The sequence below is a fragment of the Candidatus Enterococcus moelleringii genome (assembly GCF_017377575.1).
Taxonomy (GTDB): domain Bacteria; phylum Bacillota; class Bacilli; order Lactobacillales; family Enterococcaceae; genus Enterococcus_A; species Enterococcus_A moelleringii.
This window is the reverse complement of sequence record NZ_JAFREM010000019.1, coordinates 21,336-36,616: the sequence shown is the minus strand read 5'-3', so window position 1 is coordinate 36,616 and position 15,281 is coordinate 21,336. Positions and strand designations below refer to the sequence as shown.

Genomic DNA, 15,281 nt, shown 5'->3' with positions numbered 1-15,281 from the left:
GCTCAAAACAGCGAAAAAGTTAATCAAGAGTTAACTATGAGAAGTTCATCATTTATTCATATAGAGTTGACTGTTGGAACTTTATCAGATAGAATATTACCATAACATCACCCTTGAGAAGTGAAGTAATTCAAAATTTATTTATTATGATTAAATGATGAGGATGTTAGCAGGCGATCGACAGCTAACAATGTAAACGGGTTCATCTAGTTTGACAGCCTCATTAGTGGTAGAAGGGATGTGAGAATTTGATAGAAGCGTTAGATAAGATTCAAGCAACAGAACAAGAGGTGGCTGAAGAGAAGCAGGCAATCTTAACTGAGATAAAGGACTATGCTGCACAGCGAGCAGACGAATTAGAAAAATTAAAAGCAGAAAATCAGCGCTCCTTGCAGCAGCTGATGGAGCAAATGGAGGCTGAAGAAGCCGCAAAGCTGGAAAAGGAACGACTTCAGCTGGAGGCCAAAGCTAAGGAACAGCGAGAGCAAATTGAAGAACGCTACATTCAGCATCGACAGTCGGCGATTAACAAAATTATCGAGAGGGTGAGGGAACAATATGGGCGTCACTAAAATGAAAAAAGTGACTATTATCTCTGAGCGCTCTTATCAGGATTCGTTGCTGCAGGCGATTCAAGGGCTGCAAAACGTGGAAGTGCGTGATCTATCCCAATCGGTAGAAAACAATGACTGGGTTCAACAGTATTTTTCCACCGCTTTTGAAGATGTGAAGGAAGCTGATGTTAGCGAACTCCACCTTTTGCAGACCCAAATTAATGAGCTGGTCCAGTTTATTCAGCATCATGGGAAAAATAAGGACAAGATCAAAGGCTTGAAACGCCGCTATATTTCGTTGCAGGAAATCGAAAAAAACTTCGATCAGCAGCAATTGCGCCAAGAACTAATGGAAATAACGGATCTGAAGCAGCGATGGGAAGAGGCTCAGCAGCGGCAGGAACAGCTTCTGCAGGAAGAGACCTGGCTTACTCGCTGGCAATACTTGGATGTAGCACCGACGCAAGTGCAATCTATGAGCACCGAACTTCTTATAGCTGAGGTGAGCACACAAGCAGCAGCTGAGTTAATTGAAGAATTAAAGCAGCTGGAACTGGTACATTATGAAGAAGTTTACTCCGATGACAGCAGCGTTTCCTTTGCGCTAGTGTTTCTAAACGAGCTGAAGGCGACGGTTCAAGATCTTCTAACTAATTATTCTGCTGAAATTGCGAAATACCCTTACGAAGTGGTCCCAAGAACAGCGCTGCAACAGGTGAAGGAACAACTAAAGACGCTGCACAAAGAGGGGCAAAAGCTATCCAAGCAAATCGGCAAAAAGAAGCTGGTGATTGGCGAGCTGCAATGGGCTGAGGAAGTTCTGCTGGCAATGGAGGAACGAGAAAAATTAAAGAATCAATTTGTACAATCCGCTTTTCTCGTGGTGCTGCAGGGCTGGATTAGTGAAGACGAAGTGAATCTGATGGTCAGCGAATTGGCTGAATTATTTGGTCAGGATACGATTTACTTGGATTTTGAAGATCCAACGGCCTACGAGGAAGAAAATGAAGTGCCTACTAAGCTGAAGAACAATGCCTTGGTGGAGCCTTTTGAGATGCTGACGGAAATGTATGCGTTACCGCATTACAAAGAGGTAGACCCGACACCCTGGATGATGCCTTTTTACTTGGTGTTCTTTGGCATGATGGTGGCTGATTTAGGCTATGGCCTATTAATGCTGATTGCCACGACAGTTGCCTTGAAATTTTTAGTCTTGCCAACCGGTATGCTGAAGTTTGTGAAATTTTTCCAGATTTTATCCGTGCCATCTATGGTTTGGGGGCTGATTTATAATTCCTGCTTCGGAGCATCATTACCGATTCCCACCTTGCTGTCTACGCAGGACGACGTGATCCAAATTTTGATTTTGTCGGTAATCTTCGGCTTGATCCAAATTTTAGTTGGACTATTCATAGCCGCCAAGGAGCATATTAAGAAAAAGGAATACTTGTCGGCCGTGGGGAACGGCTTTGCCTGGCAAGGGATTTTAATTGGGCTAGGTTTGATGGTAGTGGGCAGTATGCTGCTGGACAATGCCGCGCTTTCTACAGCGGGCAAAGTGTTAGCCATCGTTTCGGCGTTAAGTGTAATTGTCGTACCGATTATTCAAGCTGACTCGAAGCTGACTGGTTTCGCTAAGGGCGCCTATGATTTGTATGGTGTGACTGGCTACATCGGCGATCTGGTAAGCTACACCCGGTTAATGGCTTTAGGGATTTCCGGCGGGAGTATTGCTGCCGCTTTTAATATGCTGGTAGGCTATATGCCGCCGGCCGCACGTTTTACTGTCGGTATTCTGCTATTGATTGCCTTGCAGGGCTTGAATATTTTTCTAACCTTGCTAAGTGCCTATGTGCATGGCGCCCGGCTGCAGTATGTCGAATTTTTCGGCAAGTTTTACAGCGGCGGCGGACGCAAATTTACTCCGCTGAAAACGGCTGAGAAATATTTTACGATTGAAAAAAAGAAGAAATAATGGAGGAGTTTCAACATGACAGATTACTTAATTAATAATAATGGTGGTATTCTTTTTGCAATTCTAGGGATGGCTTGTGCCACAATCTTTTCTGGGATCGGTTCATCTAAAGGGGTAGGAACCACCGGGGAAGCCGCGGCTGCCTTAACCACCAGCCAACCGGAAAAGTTCGGTCAGGCATTGATTCTGCAATTACTGCCAGGTACCCAAGGACTATACGGCTTCGTTATCGCCTTCCTGATTTTCGGTAACATGGGGACGGATATGTCGATGGTTGAGGGCTTAGGCTATTTAGGTGCTTCACTGCCGATTGCATTCACTGGTTTATTCTCCGGGATTGCCCAAGGGAAAGTGGCAGCCGCCGGGATTCAAATTTTAGCGAAAAAACCGGAGCATGCCACAAAAGGGATAATCTTTGCAGCCATGGTAGAAACCTATGCCATCTTAGGCTTCGTTATTTCCTTCTTACTAGTTGGACAAGTTTAAAATAGGGGGCCAGTTTCATGAGTGCCATTGAAAAAATTACTGAACAAATGAAAAGCCAGGCCAACCAAGAATTGGCGCTTTTGGAGAAAACGGAAAAAGAACGGGTCGATGCTGATTTCCAAAAAAATCAAGCCATCATCCAAGAGAATTTTGAAAAACAGCGCAGCAAACAAATTGATATGATTCAAAGCAAGTATCGTCAGCTGAGCAATCGCCAGCAAATCGAACACCGCCAGCAAACTCTGAACCTGAAACAGCAGCGTTTAAACCAGCTGTTTGAAGAGGCCAAAGAGGAAATGGAAGCCTGGACACCTGCTGAAATGCAGGAATTTGCCCGGGCGGTATTGCCAGTGATTCCTTTTAAGGGGCAAGTGACCTTTGTTCCGGGAGAGAAAAGCTGCGAAGTGTATACGGAAGAATTTTTGCAGCAGGTTGAAGTGCCTTATCAACTGGTCTATTCTGATCAGCCGCTGGCTAAGCAAGCGGGCTTTGTGGTAGATAGCCAAGGAGTCCAGTACAATTTCATTTTCTCCAGCTTAGTTGTTGATGTGCAAGGCGAGTTGTCCTATGAGCTGGCCCAAGAAATTTTTGGCTAGCAGCACAGGATAAACGCTATTTAAATAGGAAGAAACACGTCTAAAAAAACGAAGTAGGAGGAGAAGGAATGAAGTTAAGTGGTTACCACGTATTAAATCCTTTGATTCGTGCCAAGGAATTGGAGCTGTTGCGGTCGGATTTTTTCGAAAAGCTGCTGGAGGCTGCCGACATTGAAGAAGTCGGTGAGCTGCTGAAGTCAACCAATTATGGTTCGTTGATTCAGCCCGGCTTTGAACATACATTTAATAAAGCGATGGATAAGGAGCAGGCGAATCTATTTGACTGGTTAGTGGAAATTGCGCCGGAAAAGGAAGTCGTCTGGGTCTACACCATGCGTTTTACTTTCCATAATTTAAAGGTGCTGACCAAGGGGGAAAAGCTGGAGCAGGATTTGGATCATTTATTTGTGCCGGACGGCTTTTATTCTATCCAGCAATTAAAGGAAGTCATTCGCAGTGGTGAATCAGAGCAGCTGCCGACTGAAATTGTAGCCAGTGTGCAAGAAGTGCTGGCGTATTTGCAGGAGTCGGCAATTTTACAAGGAATTGACGTGATTTATGATCGTCATTTCCTGCAAACGCAGCGGGCTGTGGGGGAACGCTTGGAATACCCCGAACTGCTAAGTGAAATTACGCATTTTATCGACCTGACCAATATCATTTTACTGGTGAGAGGCCTTTATCAAAAGCGCAGCCATGGCTTTATGCATTCCGTTTTATCAGATGCCGGCGACATTCCAAAAGAAGAGTTGCTAGAATTTGTCGGTGGCGAGCTGCCAGCCTTCAAGGAGTTTTTGCGAAATAGTGTCTACCGCGATGAGCTGTCCGCTATTTTACAGGAAGAGATCCTTGATCCGGCAGCCTTGGAACGCTTTAAAGACAATTATTTGACGGATTTGTACCAAACGGCGCAAACACAAGCCTTTGGACCGTTACCTCTTTTGGCTTTTATGAACGCCAAGGAAGTGGAGCGGAAAAATCTGCAGCTGATTGTTACAGCTAAACGCAGCGAAATCGCAAAAGAACGGATTCGAGAGAGGATGCGCAATGCTTATGACTTATAAAATCGGCGTAGTCGGGGACAAAGAATCGGTCCTGCCGTTTAAATTGTTTGGCTTCGATGTCCGTTATGGGACAGATGAGAAAACGGCTCGCAAAATCGTGATGGAGCTGGCGGAGGAATATGGCGTGATTTACATTACGGAGCAATGTGCCCAGCTGATTCCAGAGACAATTGAGCATTACAAGCAGCAGCTGACGCCGGCAATCGTACTTATTCCCAGCCATCAAGGCACGTTGGGACAGGGCCGGGCCGATATTCAACAAAATGTTGAAAAAGCGGTGGGTCAAAACATACTGTAGGCAAAAAGATGCCCGGGGACGAAAAATTGGTCGCGGGGTGAAATGGAGGATCGATTATTTTGCAAGAAGGAAAAATTGTCAAAGTCTCTGGACCCTTAGTAATGGCAGATAATATGGAAAAAGCCAGCATTCAGGACATTTGTTATGTGGGGGATCTTGGAGTAATTGGAGAAATTATCGAAATGCGGGGCAAGGTAGCCTCGATTCAAGTATATGAAGAAACGTCCGGCATTGGACCAGGTGAACCGGTGCAAACTACCGGTGAAGCCTTATCGGTGGAATTAGGTCCGGGGATTGTTTCCCAGATGTTCGACGGAATTCAACGACCGTTGGATACTTTTTTGGAAGTTACCCAAAGTAATTATTTAGGTCGGGGAATTAAAATTCCGGCGCTGGATCACAATAGAAAATGGACCTTTGAGCCGCAAATGACGGTGGGCACAGAAGTTGTGGAAGGCGATATTATTGGGATTGTGCAGGAAACCAAAGTGATTAAGCACAAAATCATGGTACCAATTGGTGTGGAAGGCACGCTGACCAAGGTAGAAGCCGGCGACTTTACGATTGATGAAACGATTTATGAAATCGAAACCGCCAATGGAACAAAGAGCTTTACCATGATGCAAAAATGGCCGGTTCGCCGCAGTCGTCCTTCAAAGGAAAAATTAATTCCGGATGTACCGATGCTGACAGGGCAGCGAGTTATTGATACTTTCTTTCCCGTAACCAAAGGTGGGGCCGCCGCGGTTCCAGGTCCTTTTGGCGCCGGGAAAACAGTGGTGCAGCATCAGATTGCTAAGTGGGCAGATGTCGACTTAGTGGTTTACGTGGGCTGTGGAGAACGGGGCAACGAAATGACCGACGTACTAAATGAATTTCCGGAATTGATCGATCCGACTACCGGGGAATCAATTATGGAGCGGACGGTTTTAATTGCCAATACCTCCAATATGCCAGTGGCAGCCCGGGAAGCATCGATTTATACCGGGATCACGATTGCGGAATATTTCCGAGACATGGGCTACGATGTTGCGATCATGGCGGATTCCACCTCGCGTTGGGCGGAAGCGCTGCGGGAAATGAGCGGACGTTTGGAAGAAATGCCCGGGGATGAAGGGTATCCTGCCTATCTAGGCAGTCGTTTAGCCGAATATTATGAACGTGCCGGACGCGTTGTGACTAAAGGATCGGACCACCGGGAAGGCAGTATCACGGCAATTAGTGCCGTATCACCTTCTGGCGGGGATGTGTCTGAGCCGGTTACCCAAAATACACTGCGAGTTGTAAAAGTGTATTGGGGTTTAGATGCAATTTTAGCGCAACAACGGCATTTTCCCTCGGTGGATTGGCTGCAAAGCTATTCCTTGTATTCCGATGAAGTCGGAAAATTTATGGATGTGGAGCTGCAGACAGACTGGAGTGTCATGATCAGTCAAGGGATGCGGATTTTGCAGGAAGAATCGCAATTGAACGAAATTGTCCGTTTAGTCGGTGTAGATTCTCTGTCGGAAAAAGATCGCTTGACGCTTGAAGTGGCCAAATCCTTGCGAGAGGATTATTTGCAGCAAAATGCCTACGACGATGTGGATACTTTTTCTTCTCGCCAAAAGCAGCTGAAAATGCTGGATACGATTTTAACCTTTGGCTCAGAAGGACAAAAAGCCTTGCGTCTGGGTGCTTACCTGGAAGAAATCATGAAGGGTACAGTGAACCTGCGGGATAAAATTGCCCGCAGTAAATACATTGCCGAAGATCATTTGGAAAAATTTGACGATATTATCACGGAAATCAAAACAACGATGCACGAAATTGTCAGCAAAGGAGGCATGACCAATGATTAAAGAATACAAAACCATCGGTGAAGTGGTCGGCCCGCTGATGGTGGTAGAAAAAGTTGAAGGCGTCAAATTTGAAGAACTAGTGGAAGTCCGCATGCAAAACGGCGATATCCGCCGCGGTCAGGTGCTAGAGGTTCAAGAAGACAAAGCAATGGTGCAGATTTTTGAAGGAACCAGCGGCATTAATATGGAGCAGTCCACCGTTCGTTTTCTAGGGCATCCCTTGGAGCTGGCTGTTTCTGAAGATATGATCGGTCGGGTCTTTGACGGCCTGGGCCGACCGAAGGACAATGGACCAGAAATTTTGCCGGAGAAGAAATTGGATATTAATGGCGAGGTTATCAATCCAATGGCGCGGGATTATCCCGATGAATTTATCCAAACCGGTATTTCCGCGATTGATCATTTGAATACGTTAGTGCGGGGCCAAAAACTGCCGGTATTCTCTGGTTCTGGTTTGCCCCATAAAGAATTGGCGGCGCAAATTGCCCGTCAAGCGAAGGTACTGGATACCTCGGAGGATTTCGCGGTAGTCTTTGCGGCGATTGGGATTACTTTTGAAGAAGCCGAGTTTTTTATGGAAGATTTCCGTAAAACCGGCGCCATCGATCGCTCGGTAATGTTTGTTAATTTAGCCAACGACCCGGCGATTGAACGGATTGCCACACCGCGGATGGCCTTGACAGCGGCTGAATATTTAGCCTATGAAAAAGACATGCACGTCTTAGTCATCATGACCGACATGACCAATTATTGCGAAGCGCTGCGGGAAATTTCCGCCGCCCGTCGGGAAGTTCCCGGACGGCGAGGCTATCCTGGGTACTTATACACCAACTTGGCTACCTTGTATGAACGGGCTGGCCGGATTCGCGGCTTAAAAGGTTCAGTGACGCAAATTCCGATTTTGACCATGCCGGAAAATGACAAAACCCATCCGATTCCCGATTTGACTGGTTATATTACCGAAGGCCAGATTATTTTGACGCGGGAGCTCTACAATAGCGGGATTCAACCGCCGATTGATGTGCTGCCGTCACTGTCTCGTTTGAAGGATAAAGGAACCGGCGAAGGCAAAACCCGCGGCGATCACGCAGCTACTATGAACCAACTTTTTGCCGCGTATGCGCAAGGGAAGCAGGCGAAGGAATTGGCGGTCGTACTAGGGGATTCCGCCTTATCTGATGTAGATAAAATTTATGCCAAATTTGCCGAACACTTTGAAGGCACCTACGTCAATCAAGGCTTCCATGTGAATCGTACGATTGAAGAAACGCTGGATTTAGGCTGGTCGTTGCTGTCTATGCTGCCGCGAACCGAATTAAAACGGATCAAGGAAGATATGCTGGATCAATATATGCCAACTACGGAGAATTAATATGGTGAAACTAAACGTAAACCCCACCCGTATGGAGCTGACCAAGCTGAAAAAGCAGCACACTACCGCTGTCAGAGGCCATAAATTATTGAAGGACAAACAAGATGAATTGATGCGTCAGTTTATTTTGCTGATTCGTAAAAATAATCGACTGCGGATCACGGTTGAAGAAGCGATGCAGCAGGCGATGGAGGATTTTGCCTTAGCCGATGCAACGATTAACGAAGCCTTTATTGAAAACATGTTTATCCTGCCTTCGGAAAAAATCGAGCTGGACGTGGTAGAGAAAAACATCATGAGTGTCAAAGTACCTTTGATGAACTTTCAATACAATGTCCACGCCAAGGATGATCCGATGGAGTACGGCTATATCAATTCCAATGCCGAACTGGATCGCACGCTGGATGCCTTTTTCGCCTTTTTACCTCAGCTGTTTGAATTAACCGAGATCGAAAAGACCTGTCAGCTGATGGCCAATGAAATCGAAAAAACCCGACGCCGAGTAAACGCGCTGGAGTACATGACGATTCCGCAAATGGAAGAAACGATTCATTATATCAAGATGAAGCTGGAGGAGAACGAACGCTCCAGTGTGACCCGCTTGATCAAGATCAAAAATATGAGCTGACTGCTAATAACAGGAAAAGCAGCAGGCTCATTAAATAAAAACTGGCTGGACAAACCTGTTCAGCCTTTCTAATTAAAAAGGAGAATTTAATGAAGAAAACGAAAATTGTAAGTACCTTAGGACCAGCCAGTAATACGGTAGAAATTATTGCTGAACTAATTGAAGCAGGGGCCAATGTGTTCCGTTTTAATTTTTCCCATGGCGATCATCAAGAACAAAAGGAACGGATGGAACAGGTTCGCCAAGCGGTTAAGCAAACCGGGAAGGATGTCGGGATTCTTTTAGACACGAAAGGTGCCGAAATTCGGACCACTGTGCAGGGTTCCCGCGATGGCAAGCTTGCATTTGAACAAGGTGATGTCGTTGCTATTTCAATGGACAGCTCGCTGGAGGGAACCGCCGAAAAAATTGCCGTGACCTATCCTCAGCTGTTTGATGATGTGCACGTGGGAGGACACATTCTCTTTGACGATGGTCTGATTGATATGCAGATCATTGAAAAAGATGAAGTCAAAAGAGAGCTGATTACGAAAGTGCAAAATTCTGGGGTACTAGGTTCTCGAAAAGGGGTCAATGCTCCGGGGGTGTCCATTAACCTGCCGGGGATTACCGAAAAAGATGCCGAGGATATTCGCTTTGGTCTAGATAATGAGATTGACTTTATTGCTGCCAGCTTTGTCCGCAAGCCTCAGGATGTATTAGAAATTCGGAAAATAGTCGAAGAAAAGGACATGAATCATGTCCAAATTTTTGCCAAAATCGAATCTCAAGAAGGTATCGACAACATCGATGAAATTCTTAAGGTTGCAGATGGGATTATGATTGCCCGTGGTGACATGGGGGTAGAAATTCCGGCTGAAATAGTGCCGATGGTGCAAAAAAGCATCATCAAAAAATGCAACGCCGCCGGGAAAGCCGTCATTACTGCGACGCAAATGCTGGAATCGATGCAGCATAACCCACGACCAACCCGAGCGGAAGCCTCTGATATTGCCAACGCAGTATTCGACGGCACCGATGCCACCATGCTTTCGGGGGAATCAGCTAACGGTGAATACCCGGTTGAATCGGTAGCGACAATGGCTCGAATCAACGTAGAAGCTGAAAAAGCTTTGGCTAGGTTAGGCACTTTCCAAGTGAATCGCTTCGATAAAACCGACGTTACGTAAACTACGGCCTTATCAGTAGCTCGGGCCGCACAGAACTTAGGCATTAAAACCATTGTCGCTGCGACTGAGTCAGGTCATACGGCTAAATTGATTTCCAAATATCGACCGGATGCGGATATTTTAGCAGTAACCTTCGATGAACGGACCAAACGCGGATTAACCATAAACTGGGGAGTATACCCAACCGTAACGGAAAAGCCCAGCACAACCGATGAAATGTTCGAGCTGGCTACTAAAAAAGCGGTGGAGCTAGGCTTTGCTAAAGAAGGGGACTTGATCCTAATCACTGCCGGCGTGCCAGTGGGTGAACGCGGGACTACCAACGTCATGAAGATTCAGCTAATCGGTTCGAAGCTGATAGCTGCTCAAGGTCTGGGTGAACGCACGGTTGTCGCCAATGCTGTGGTGGCCTCTTCCGCTGAAGAAGCGAACAAAAAGGCTCATGACGGAATGATTCTGGTGGTGCCAACCACCGATATCGAGTACCTGCCGGCAATTAAACAAGCCGCGGCCCTGGTTGTTGAAAGTGGCGGCTTAACTTCTCATGCGGCAGTTGTTGGGATTGCCCAAGATATACCGGTGATTGTGGGAGCCGCTGAGGCAACGAAATTAATTGCCGATGGTGAACTGATCACTGCTGATACACGCCGCGGCATTGTTTATCGCGGAGAAACGACGGCATTTTAAATCATTCAAGCACGCGAAGTTGCGTGCTTTTTTTGTGTGTGATATGATGGAGGCAATAAAAGGTAAAAGGGGATAGTAAGATGGCAGGGACAATCAAGGAAATTGCTGAAAAAGCAGGGGTATCCAGAGGCACCGTGGATCGGGCTTTAAATAATCGTGGCCGCATCAATCCCGAGGTGGCGGAAAAAATCCACCAAATTGCTGCCGAAATCGGTTATGTACCTAGAAGCCGTAAACAAGAAGTGCCGAAGTACAAGATTGGCATCGTCACCCAGCTGGCGTCTTCCTCTTTTATGGTTCCTATCCATCAAGGCTTGCAGGACGCTATTAGAGAGCTGGGCAATCGCAACATTGAATGTATTTTAAAGGAAGTCGATACGGTCGATGAAGCGGAGCAGATTAAAGCCCTGGACCAATTATTGGCGGAAAAAGTCCAAGCGATTGCGATTATGCCGGTGGAAAGCCCGCTGATTCGGGAAAAAATTAATCAGCTGGTGGATCAGGGAATCCGTGTGGTGACCTTTAACTCGGATATTGTCGGAACCAAACGCAGCTGCTTTATTGGATTGAACAATCATCAAAGCGGGAAAACGGCTGCCGGCTTAATGGGGATGTTAACTGGCGGCGAAGGCAAAGTGCTGGCAATTACCGGCTATTTCGGCAACAGCGTCAGCAGCTCCCGAGTGGACGGCTTTGTGGAGGAGATCAAGCAATCCTATTCCAATGTTCATCTAGTCGGCGTGCAAAGCAGCTTCGATGACAGCCAAGAAGTGGAAAATAATATTGTTAGTACGATTAAGGCATTTCCTGATCTAACTGGGATTGTGGTTTTTTCTGGTGGACAGGCAGGAATTGAACGAGCTTTTGAAAGATTGAACTTAGAAAAACGACCATTTGTCATCATTTATGATAATACATCGCGAAATAAAGCCGCCTTAGAAAAAGGCGTCGTTGACTTTTTAATCGATCAAGATGGCTACACTCAAGGGTATCGCTCGTTGTTGCTGCTGGCAGATCAGCTGCAAAACCACTCAAGCGTAACCAATGAGTTCATGTATACCGACATCATTATCAAAACCAAATACAATATTTAAGACTAAGATATACAGCACGCTTTAGTTAGCGTGCTTTTTTATTTTATTTAATTCTAAGATGTGTATTGCACGCAAAGAGAAGAGATGTTACAATGAAAGCACATACAGCGATTGTGTTTGCACAGTCGAGAAAATTAAGAGGTGGAAAAATGAGATACGTAGAATTTGACGAATCAAGAGAATTTGACTTACTGCTTTTAGGACGAGTAGCAATTGATTTCAATCCGGCTTATAACGACCAAGTGAAGGAAGAATTTAAACCATTAAAAGATGTGCACACGTTTGAAAAATTTGTGGGCGGATCTCCTGCCAACGTTTCTGTCGGCGTTACTCGTCACGGCATGAAAGCAGGTTTTATTGGCAAAGTTTCAGCAGATCAATTTGGTGATTATGTCATTGAATATTTTGATAACTTAGGAATTGATACTTCAAACATTAGTCGCGCCCAAAACGGTGAAAAATTAGGGTTGACCTTTACTGAAATGCTGTCAGAAAAAGAAAGCAGCATCTTGATGTATCGGAATCAGGCAGCCGATTTGGCTTTGAGCCCTGAAGATATTAATGAAGACTACATCAAAAGTGCCAAAGCGATTTTAATTTCTGGAACAGCTTTAGCGGAAAGTCCATCAAGAGAAGCAGCCATCAAAGCTGTGATGCTGGCAAAACGCAACAATACGAAGGTCATTTTCGATATTGATTATCGCGCCTATAACTGGAAAAATGACGATGAAATTTCAATCTATTATTCAATGATTGCTAAAGAATCCGATGTGATAATGGGATCACGGGAAGAATTTGATTTAACCGAAAAACTAATCCAACCAGGGATGAACGATGAGGAAAGTGCTGCATTATGGCACAGCCACAACGCTAAAATTGTCGTAATTAAGCATGGGATGAAAGGTTCAACTGCTTATACCGATGATGGTCAGCAGTTCTCTATCAAACCGTTCCCGGTAAATGCCCGCAAAGGCTTTGGCGGCGGCGATGGTTATGGCTCAGGCTTCTTATATGGCTTATACCAAGGTTGGGACATTATCGATTGTCTAGAATTCGGTTCAGCCGAAGCGTCTATGATGGTCCGCAGCAACAACTGCTCTGACGACCTGCCAGTAACCGAAGAAGTTCATGAATTTATCAAAATGGAAAAAGAACAATACGGCGAAATGATTGCGCGGATTTAACGGACTAATATGCGCCGACAACTTCACACTTGAAAAAACGCTTCCTATTTAATAGGAAGCTTTATGAACTAACCACTCACAGGAATTAGGAGGAGAACCATGAGTAAAACAATTCGTTTAACGACAGCACAAGCACTTTTGAAATTTTTGAACCAACAATATATCAACATCGATGGTGTGGAAACACCTTACGTGGAAGGAATCTTCCATGTTTTTGGACACGGAAATGTACTAGGAATCGGGGAAGCTTTGGAAGCTGATCCGGGACATTTGAAAAGCTATTCTGGAAAAAATGAGCAGGGGATGGCTCATGCAGCAGTAGCGTTTGCCCGTCAAAGTCTGCGGAAAAAAATCTTTGCGGTTTCTACTTCAGCTGGACCCGGTTCAGCCAACCTGATCACTGCAGCGGGAACAGCCTTTGCTAACAATATTCCAGTATTGTTTGTGCCAGCGGACACTTTCGCTACGCGCCAGCCTGATCCCGTGCTGCAGCAATTGGAGCACGACACTAGTGCGGCTTTCTCCACCAACGATGCCTTCAAAGCCGTTTCTCGTTATTGGGATCGTGTGAATCGTCCGGAGCAATTAATGTCCGCTTTGATTCGGGCTTTTGAAGTCATGACGAATCCGGCAACAATGGGACCAGCAACCGTCTGCATCCCGCAAGATACTGAAGGAGAAGTATTTGACTATCCGGCAGAATTTTTCAACAAGCGGGTGCATTACATTAACCGCACCGTGCCAACCCAACGAGAATTAGACGGCGCTGTTGAATTAATCAAAGCCAGCAAGAAACCTGTCTTGTTAGTTGGCGGCGGCTGCAAATATTCTGAAGCCGGCGAAATTCTGCAAGACATCTCTAAAAAATACAATATTCCATTAGTAGAAACTCATGCTGGGAAATCAGCAGTAGCCTATACTTTTGCCAACAATTTAGGTGGTAACGGTATCTTAGGAACGTCAGCTGCCAACAAAGCCGTTCTACAATCCGACTTGATAATTGGAGTAGGCACACGTTATACCGATTTTACTACGTCATCGAAAACGCTGTTTAACTTTGACCAAACGAAATTCTTGAACATTAATGTGAGTCGCCCACAAGCTTACAAATTCGATGCCTTCCAAGTGATTGGTGATGCAAAGGCCAGCCTGGAAGCATTACTGCCTTTATTAGAAGGCTACCAAACAGAATTTGGGGATACTTTGAAAGAATTGAAGGAGGAGTGGGAAGCGGAAAGAGATCGCTTGAAAAACACTACCTTCACCCGGGAAAACTTTGATCCAGAAATTAAAAATCATTTTTCTCAGGAAGAATTGAATGAATACGCGGATGTATTGGACACCAACTTAACGCAAACGGAAGTCTTTGTGCACTTGAATGATTTCGTGGATGAGGATGCGATTGTGGTAGGTTCAGCTGGTTCATTGCCAGGTGACATGCAGCGTTTGTGGAATCCGGCGGTGGAAAATACTTTCCATTTAGAGTACGGTTATTCTTGCATGGGCTACGAAATCGGCGGCGCAATGGGTATTCGTATGAGTGCACCGGAACAAGAAGTTTATGCCTTAGTAGGTGACGGTAGTTTCTTGATGCTGCACAGCGAATTGATTTCTTCTTTGCAATACAATAAGAAGATCAATATTGTGTTATTTGATAACTCAGGTTTTGGTTGTATCAATAACCTGCAAATGGACAATGGCTGTGCCAGTCAAGGAACCGAGTTTAGAGATTACAACAACGAAATCATGAACATCGACTACGCCAAAGTAGCGGATGGCTATGGTGCCAAATCTTACAAGGTTGAGTCGATTGAAGAATTGAAGGCAGCCGTAGAAGATTCCAAGAAACAAACCAAATCTACCTTAATAGAAATCAAAGTCCTGCCTAAAACCATGACTGACGGTTACGATGGCAGCTGGTGGAATGTGGGAGTGGCAGAAGGCTCGCAAAAACCAGAAATTCAAGCAGTTTCCAAAGCTCGCGCTGAAAAACTAGACAACGCTTGGAAGTATTAGGTTAATAAACAACATGAAGTGAATAGCTTAAAATAGAGTATTTGTGATTAAAATACTCTATTTTAGCATGGCAGGAGATAATATGAAGGTTGCAATTTCCAATGATGTTATTGCCCATTCGGTGAAAGTAGAATTAGTCACGCATTTAAAAAAACAGGAATATCGGGTATTAGATCTCGGTTCTCAGAGACCAGAAAATTCAGGCGATTGAAGTGGAAAATTTCAAGTCGTAGTTCTCATGGATCATATTGAAAGAACTTCTCGCTTTCGGTTATAATCAGAGGAGAAGCTCGACTAAGAGAGAACGTTTTCTTTCG

Annotated in this window: 13 protein-coding genes and 1 pseudogene; all 14 read left to right on the top strand. The window is 45.3% G+C overall.

The window, feature by feature from the left end:
• Nucleotides 1-248: 248 nt before the first annotated feature.
• The 14 genes and pseudogenes from JZO70_RS13110 to JZO70_RS22630 all read left to right on the top strand — a co-directional run bounded on the left by JZO70_RS13110 (nucleotide 249) and on the right by JZO70_RS22630 (nucleotide 15,175).
• Nucleotides 249-572: a hypothetical protein gene (locus JZO70_RS13110; protein WP_207674039.1), complete on the top strand. Its 324-nt coding sequence runs from the start codon at nucleotides 249-251 to the stop codon at nucleotides 570-572.
• Nucleotides 559-2,529 (top strand): V-type ATP synthase subunit I, encoded by a 1,971-nt coding sequence (locus tag JZO70_RS13105; RefSeq protein ID WP_207674038.1) that lies wholly within the window; start codon nucleotides 559-561, stop codon nucleotides 2,527-2,529. Before JZO70_RS13110 ends, JZO70_RS13105 begins: the two co-directional genes overlap by 14 nt.
• 15 nt (nucleotides 2,530-2,544) lie before the next feature.
• Nucleotides 2,545-3,015 carry a V-type ATP synthase subunit K gene (locus JZO70_RS13100; protein WP_207674037.1) on the top strand — a complete coding sequence of 157 codons (471 nt, stop codon included), beginning with the start codon at nucleotides 2,545-2,547 and terminating at the stop codon, nucleotides 3,013-3,015.
• 17 nt (nucleotides 3,016-3,032) lie between these two features.
• Nucleotides 3,033-3,611 carry an ATPase V gene (locus JZO70_RS13095; protein ID WP_207674036.1) on the top strand — a complete coding sequence of 193 codons (579 nt, stop codon included), beginning with the start codon at nucleotides 3,033-3,035 and terminating at the stop codon, nucleotides 3,609-3,611.
• 68 nt (nucleotides 3,612-3,679) lie between these two features.
• Nucleotides 3,680-4,675, top strand: coding sequence for a V-type ATPase subunit (locus JZO70_RS13090; protein WP_207674035.1), 996 nt, complete (start codon nucleotides 3,680-3,682; stop codon nucleotides 4,673-4,675).
• The gene (locus JZO70_RS13085; protein WP_207674034.1) at nucleotides 4,665-4,973 is read left to right on the top strand and encodes a V-type ATP synthase subunit F; all 309 of its coding nucleotides are present in this window, start codon (nucleotides 4,665-4,667) and stop codon (nucleotides 4,971-4,973) included. The genes JZO70_RS13090 and JZO70_RS13085 overlap by 11 nt, the downstream gene beginning before the upstream one ends.
• 59 nt (nucleotides 4,974-5,032) lie before the next feature.
• Nucleotides 5,033-6,814, top strand: a complete 1,782-nt coding sequence (locus JZO70_RS13080; protein WP_207674033.1) for a V-type ATP synthase subunit A — start codon at nucleotides 5,033-5,035, stop codon at nucleotides 6,812-6,814.
• Nucleotides 6,807-8,186, top strand: a complete 1,380-nt coding sequence (locus JZO70_RS13075; protein ID WP_207674032.1) for a V-type ATP synthase subunit B — start codon at nucleotides 6,807-6,809, stop codon at nucleotides 8,184-8,186. Before JZO70_RS13080 ends, JZO70_RS13075 begins: the two co-directional genes overlap by 8 nt.
• Nucleotide 8,187: 1 nt before the next feature.
• Nucleotides 8,188-8,814, top strand: a complete 627-nt coding sequence (locus tag JZO70_RS13070; RefSeq protein WP_207674031.1) for a V-type ATP synthase subunit D — start codon at nucleotides 8,188-8,190, stop codon at nucleotides 8,812-8,814.
• Nucleotides 8,815-8,903: 89 nt separating this feature from the next.
• Nucleotides 8,904-10,670: pseudogene (gene pyk / locus JZO70_RS13065) on the top strand (pyruvate kinase).
• Between the two features lie 80 nt (nucleotides 10,671-10,750).
• Complete coding sequence (locus JZO70_RS13060; RefSeq protein ID WP_207674030.1) at nucleotides 10,751-11,764, top strand: LacI family DNA-binding transcriptional regulator; 1,014 nt, start codon at nucleotides 10,751-10,753, stop codon at nucleotides 11,762-11,764.
• Between the two features lie 149 nt (nucleotides 11,765-11,913).
• Complete coding sequence (gene iolC, locus JZO70_RS13055; RefSeq protein ID WP_207674029.1) at nucleotides 11,914-12,948, top strand: 5-dehydro-2-deoxygluconokinase; 1,035 nt, start codon at nucleotides 11,914-11,916, stop codon at nucleotides 12,946-12,948.
• 99 nt (nucleotides 12,949-13,047) lie between these two features.
• On the top strand, nucleotides 13,048-14,964 hold the full coding sequence (iolD, locus tag JZO70_RS13050) for a 3D-(3,5/4)-trihydroxycyclohexane-1,2-dione acylhydrolase (decyclizing) (RefSeq protein ID WP_207674028.1): 1,917 nt from the start codon (nucleotides 13,048-13,050) through the stop codon (nucleotides 14,962-14,964).
• A gap of 82 nt (nucleotides 14,965-15,046) precedes the next feature.
• A complete protein-coding gene (locus JZO70_RS22630; RefSeq protein ID WP_278252610.1) occupies nucleotides 15,047-15,175 on the top strand; it encodes a hypothetical protein in 129 nt (42 codons plus the stop codon).
• Nucleotides 15,176-15,281 lie beyond the last annotated feature (106 nt).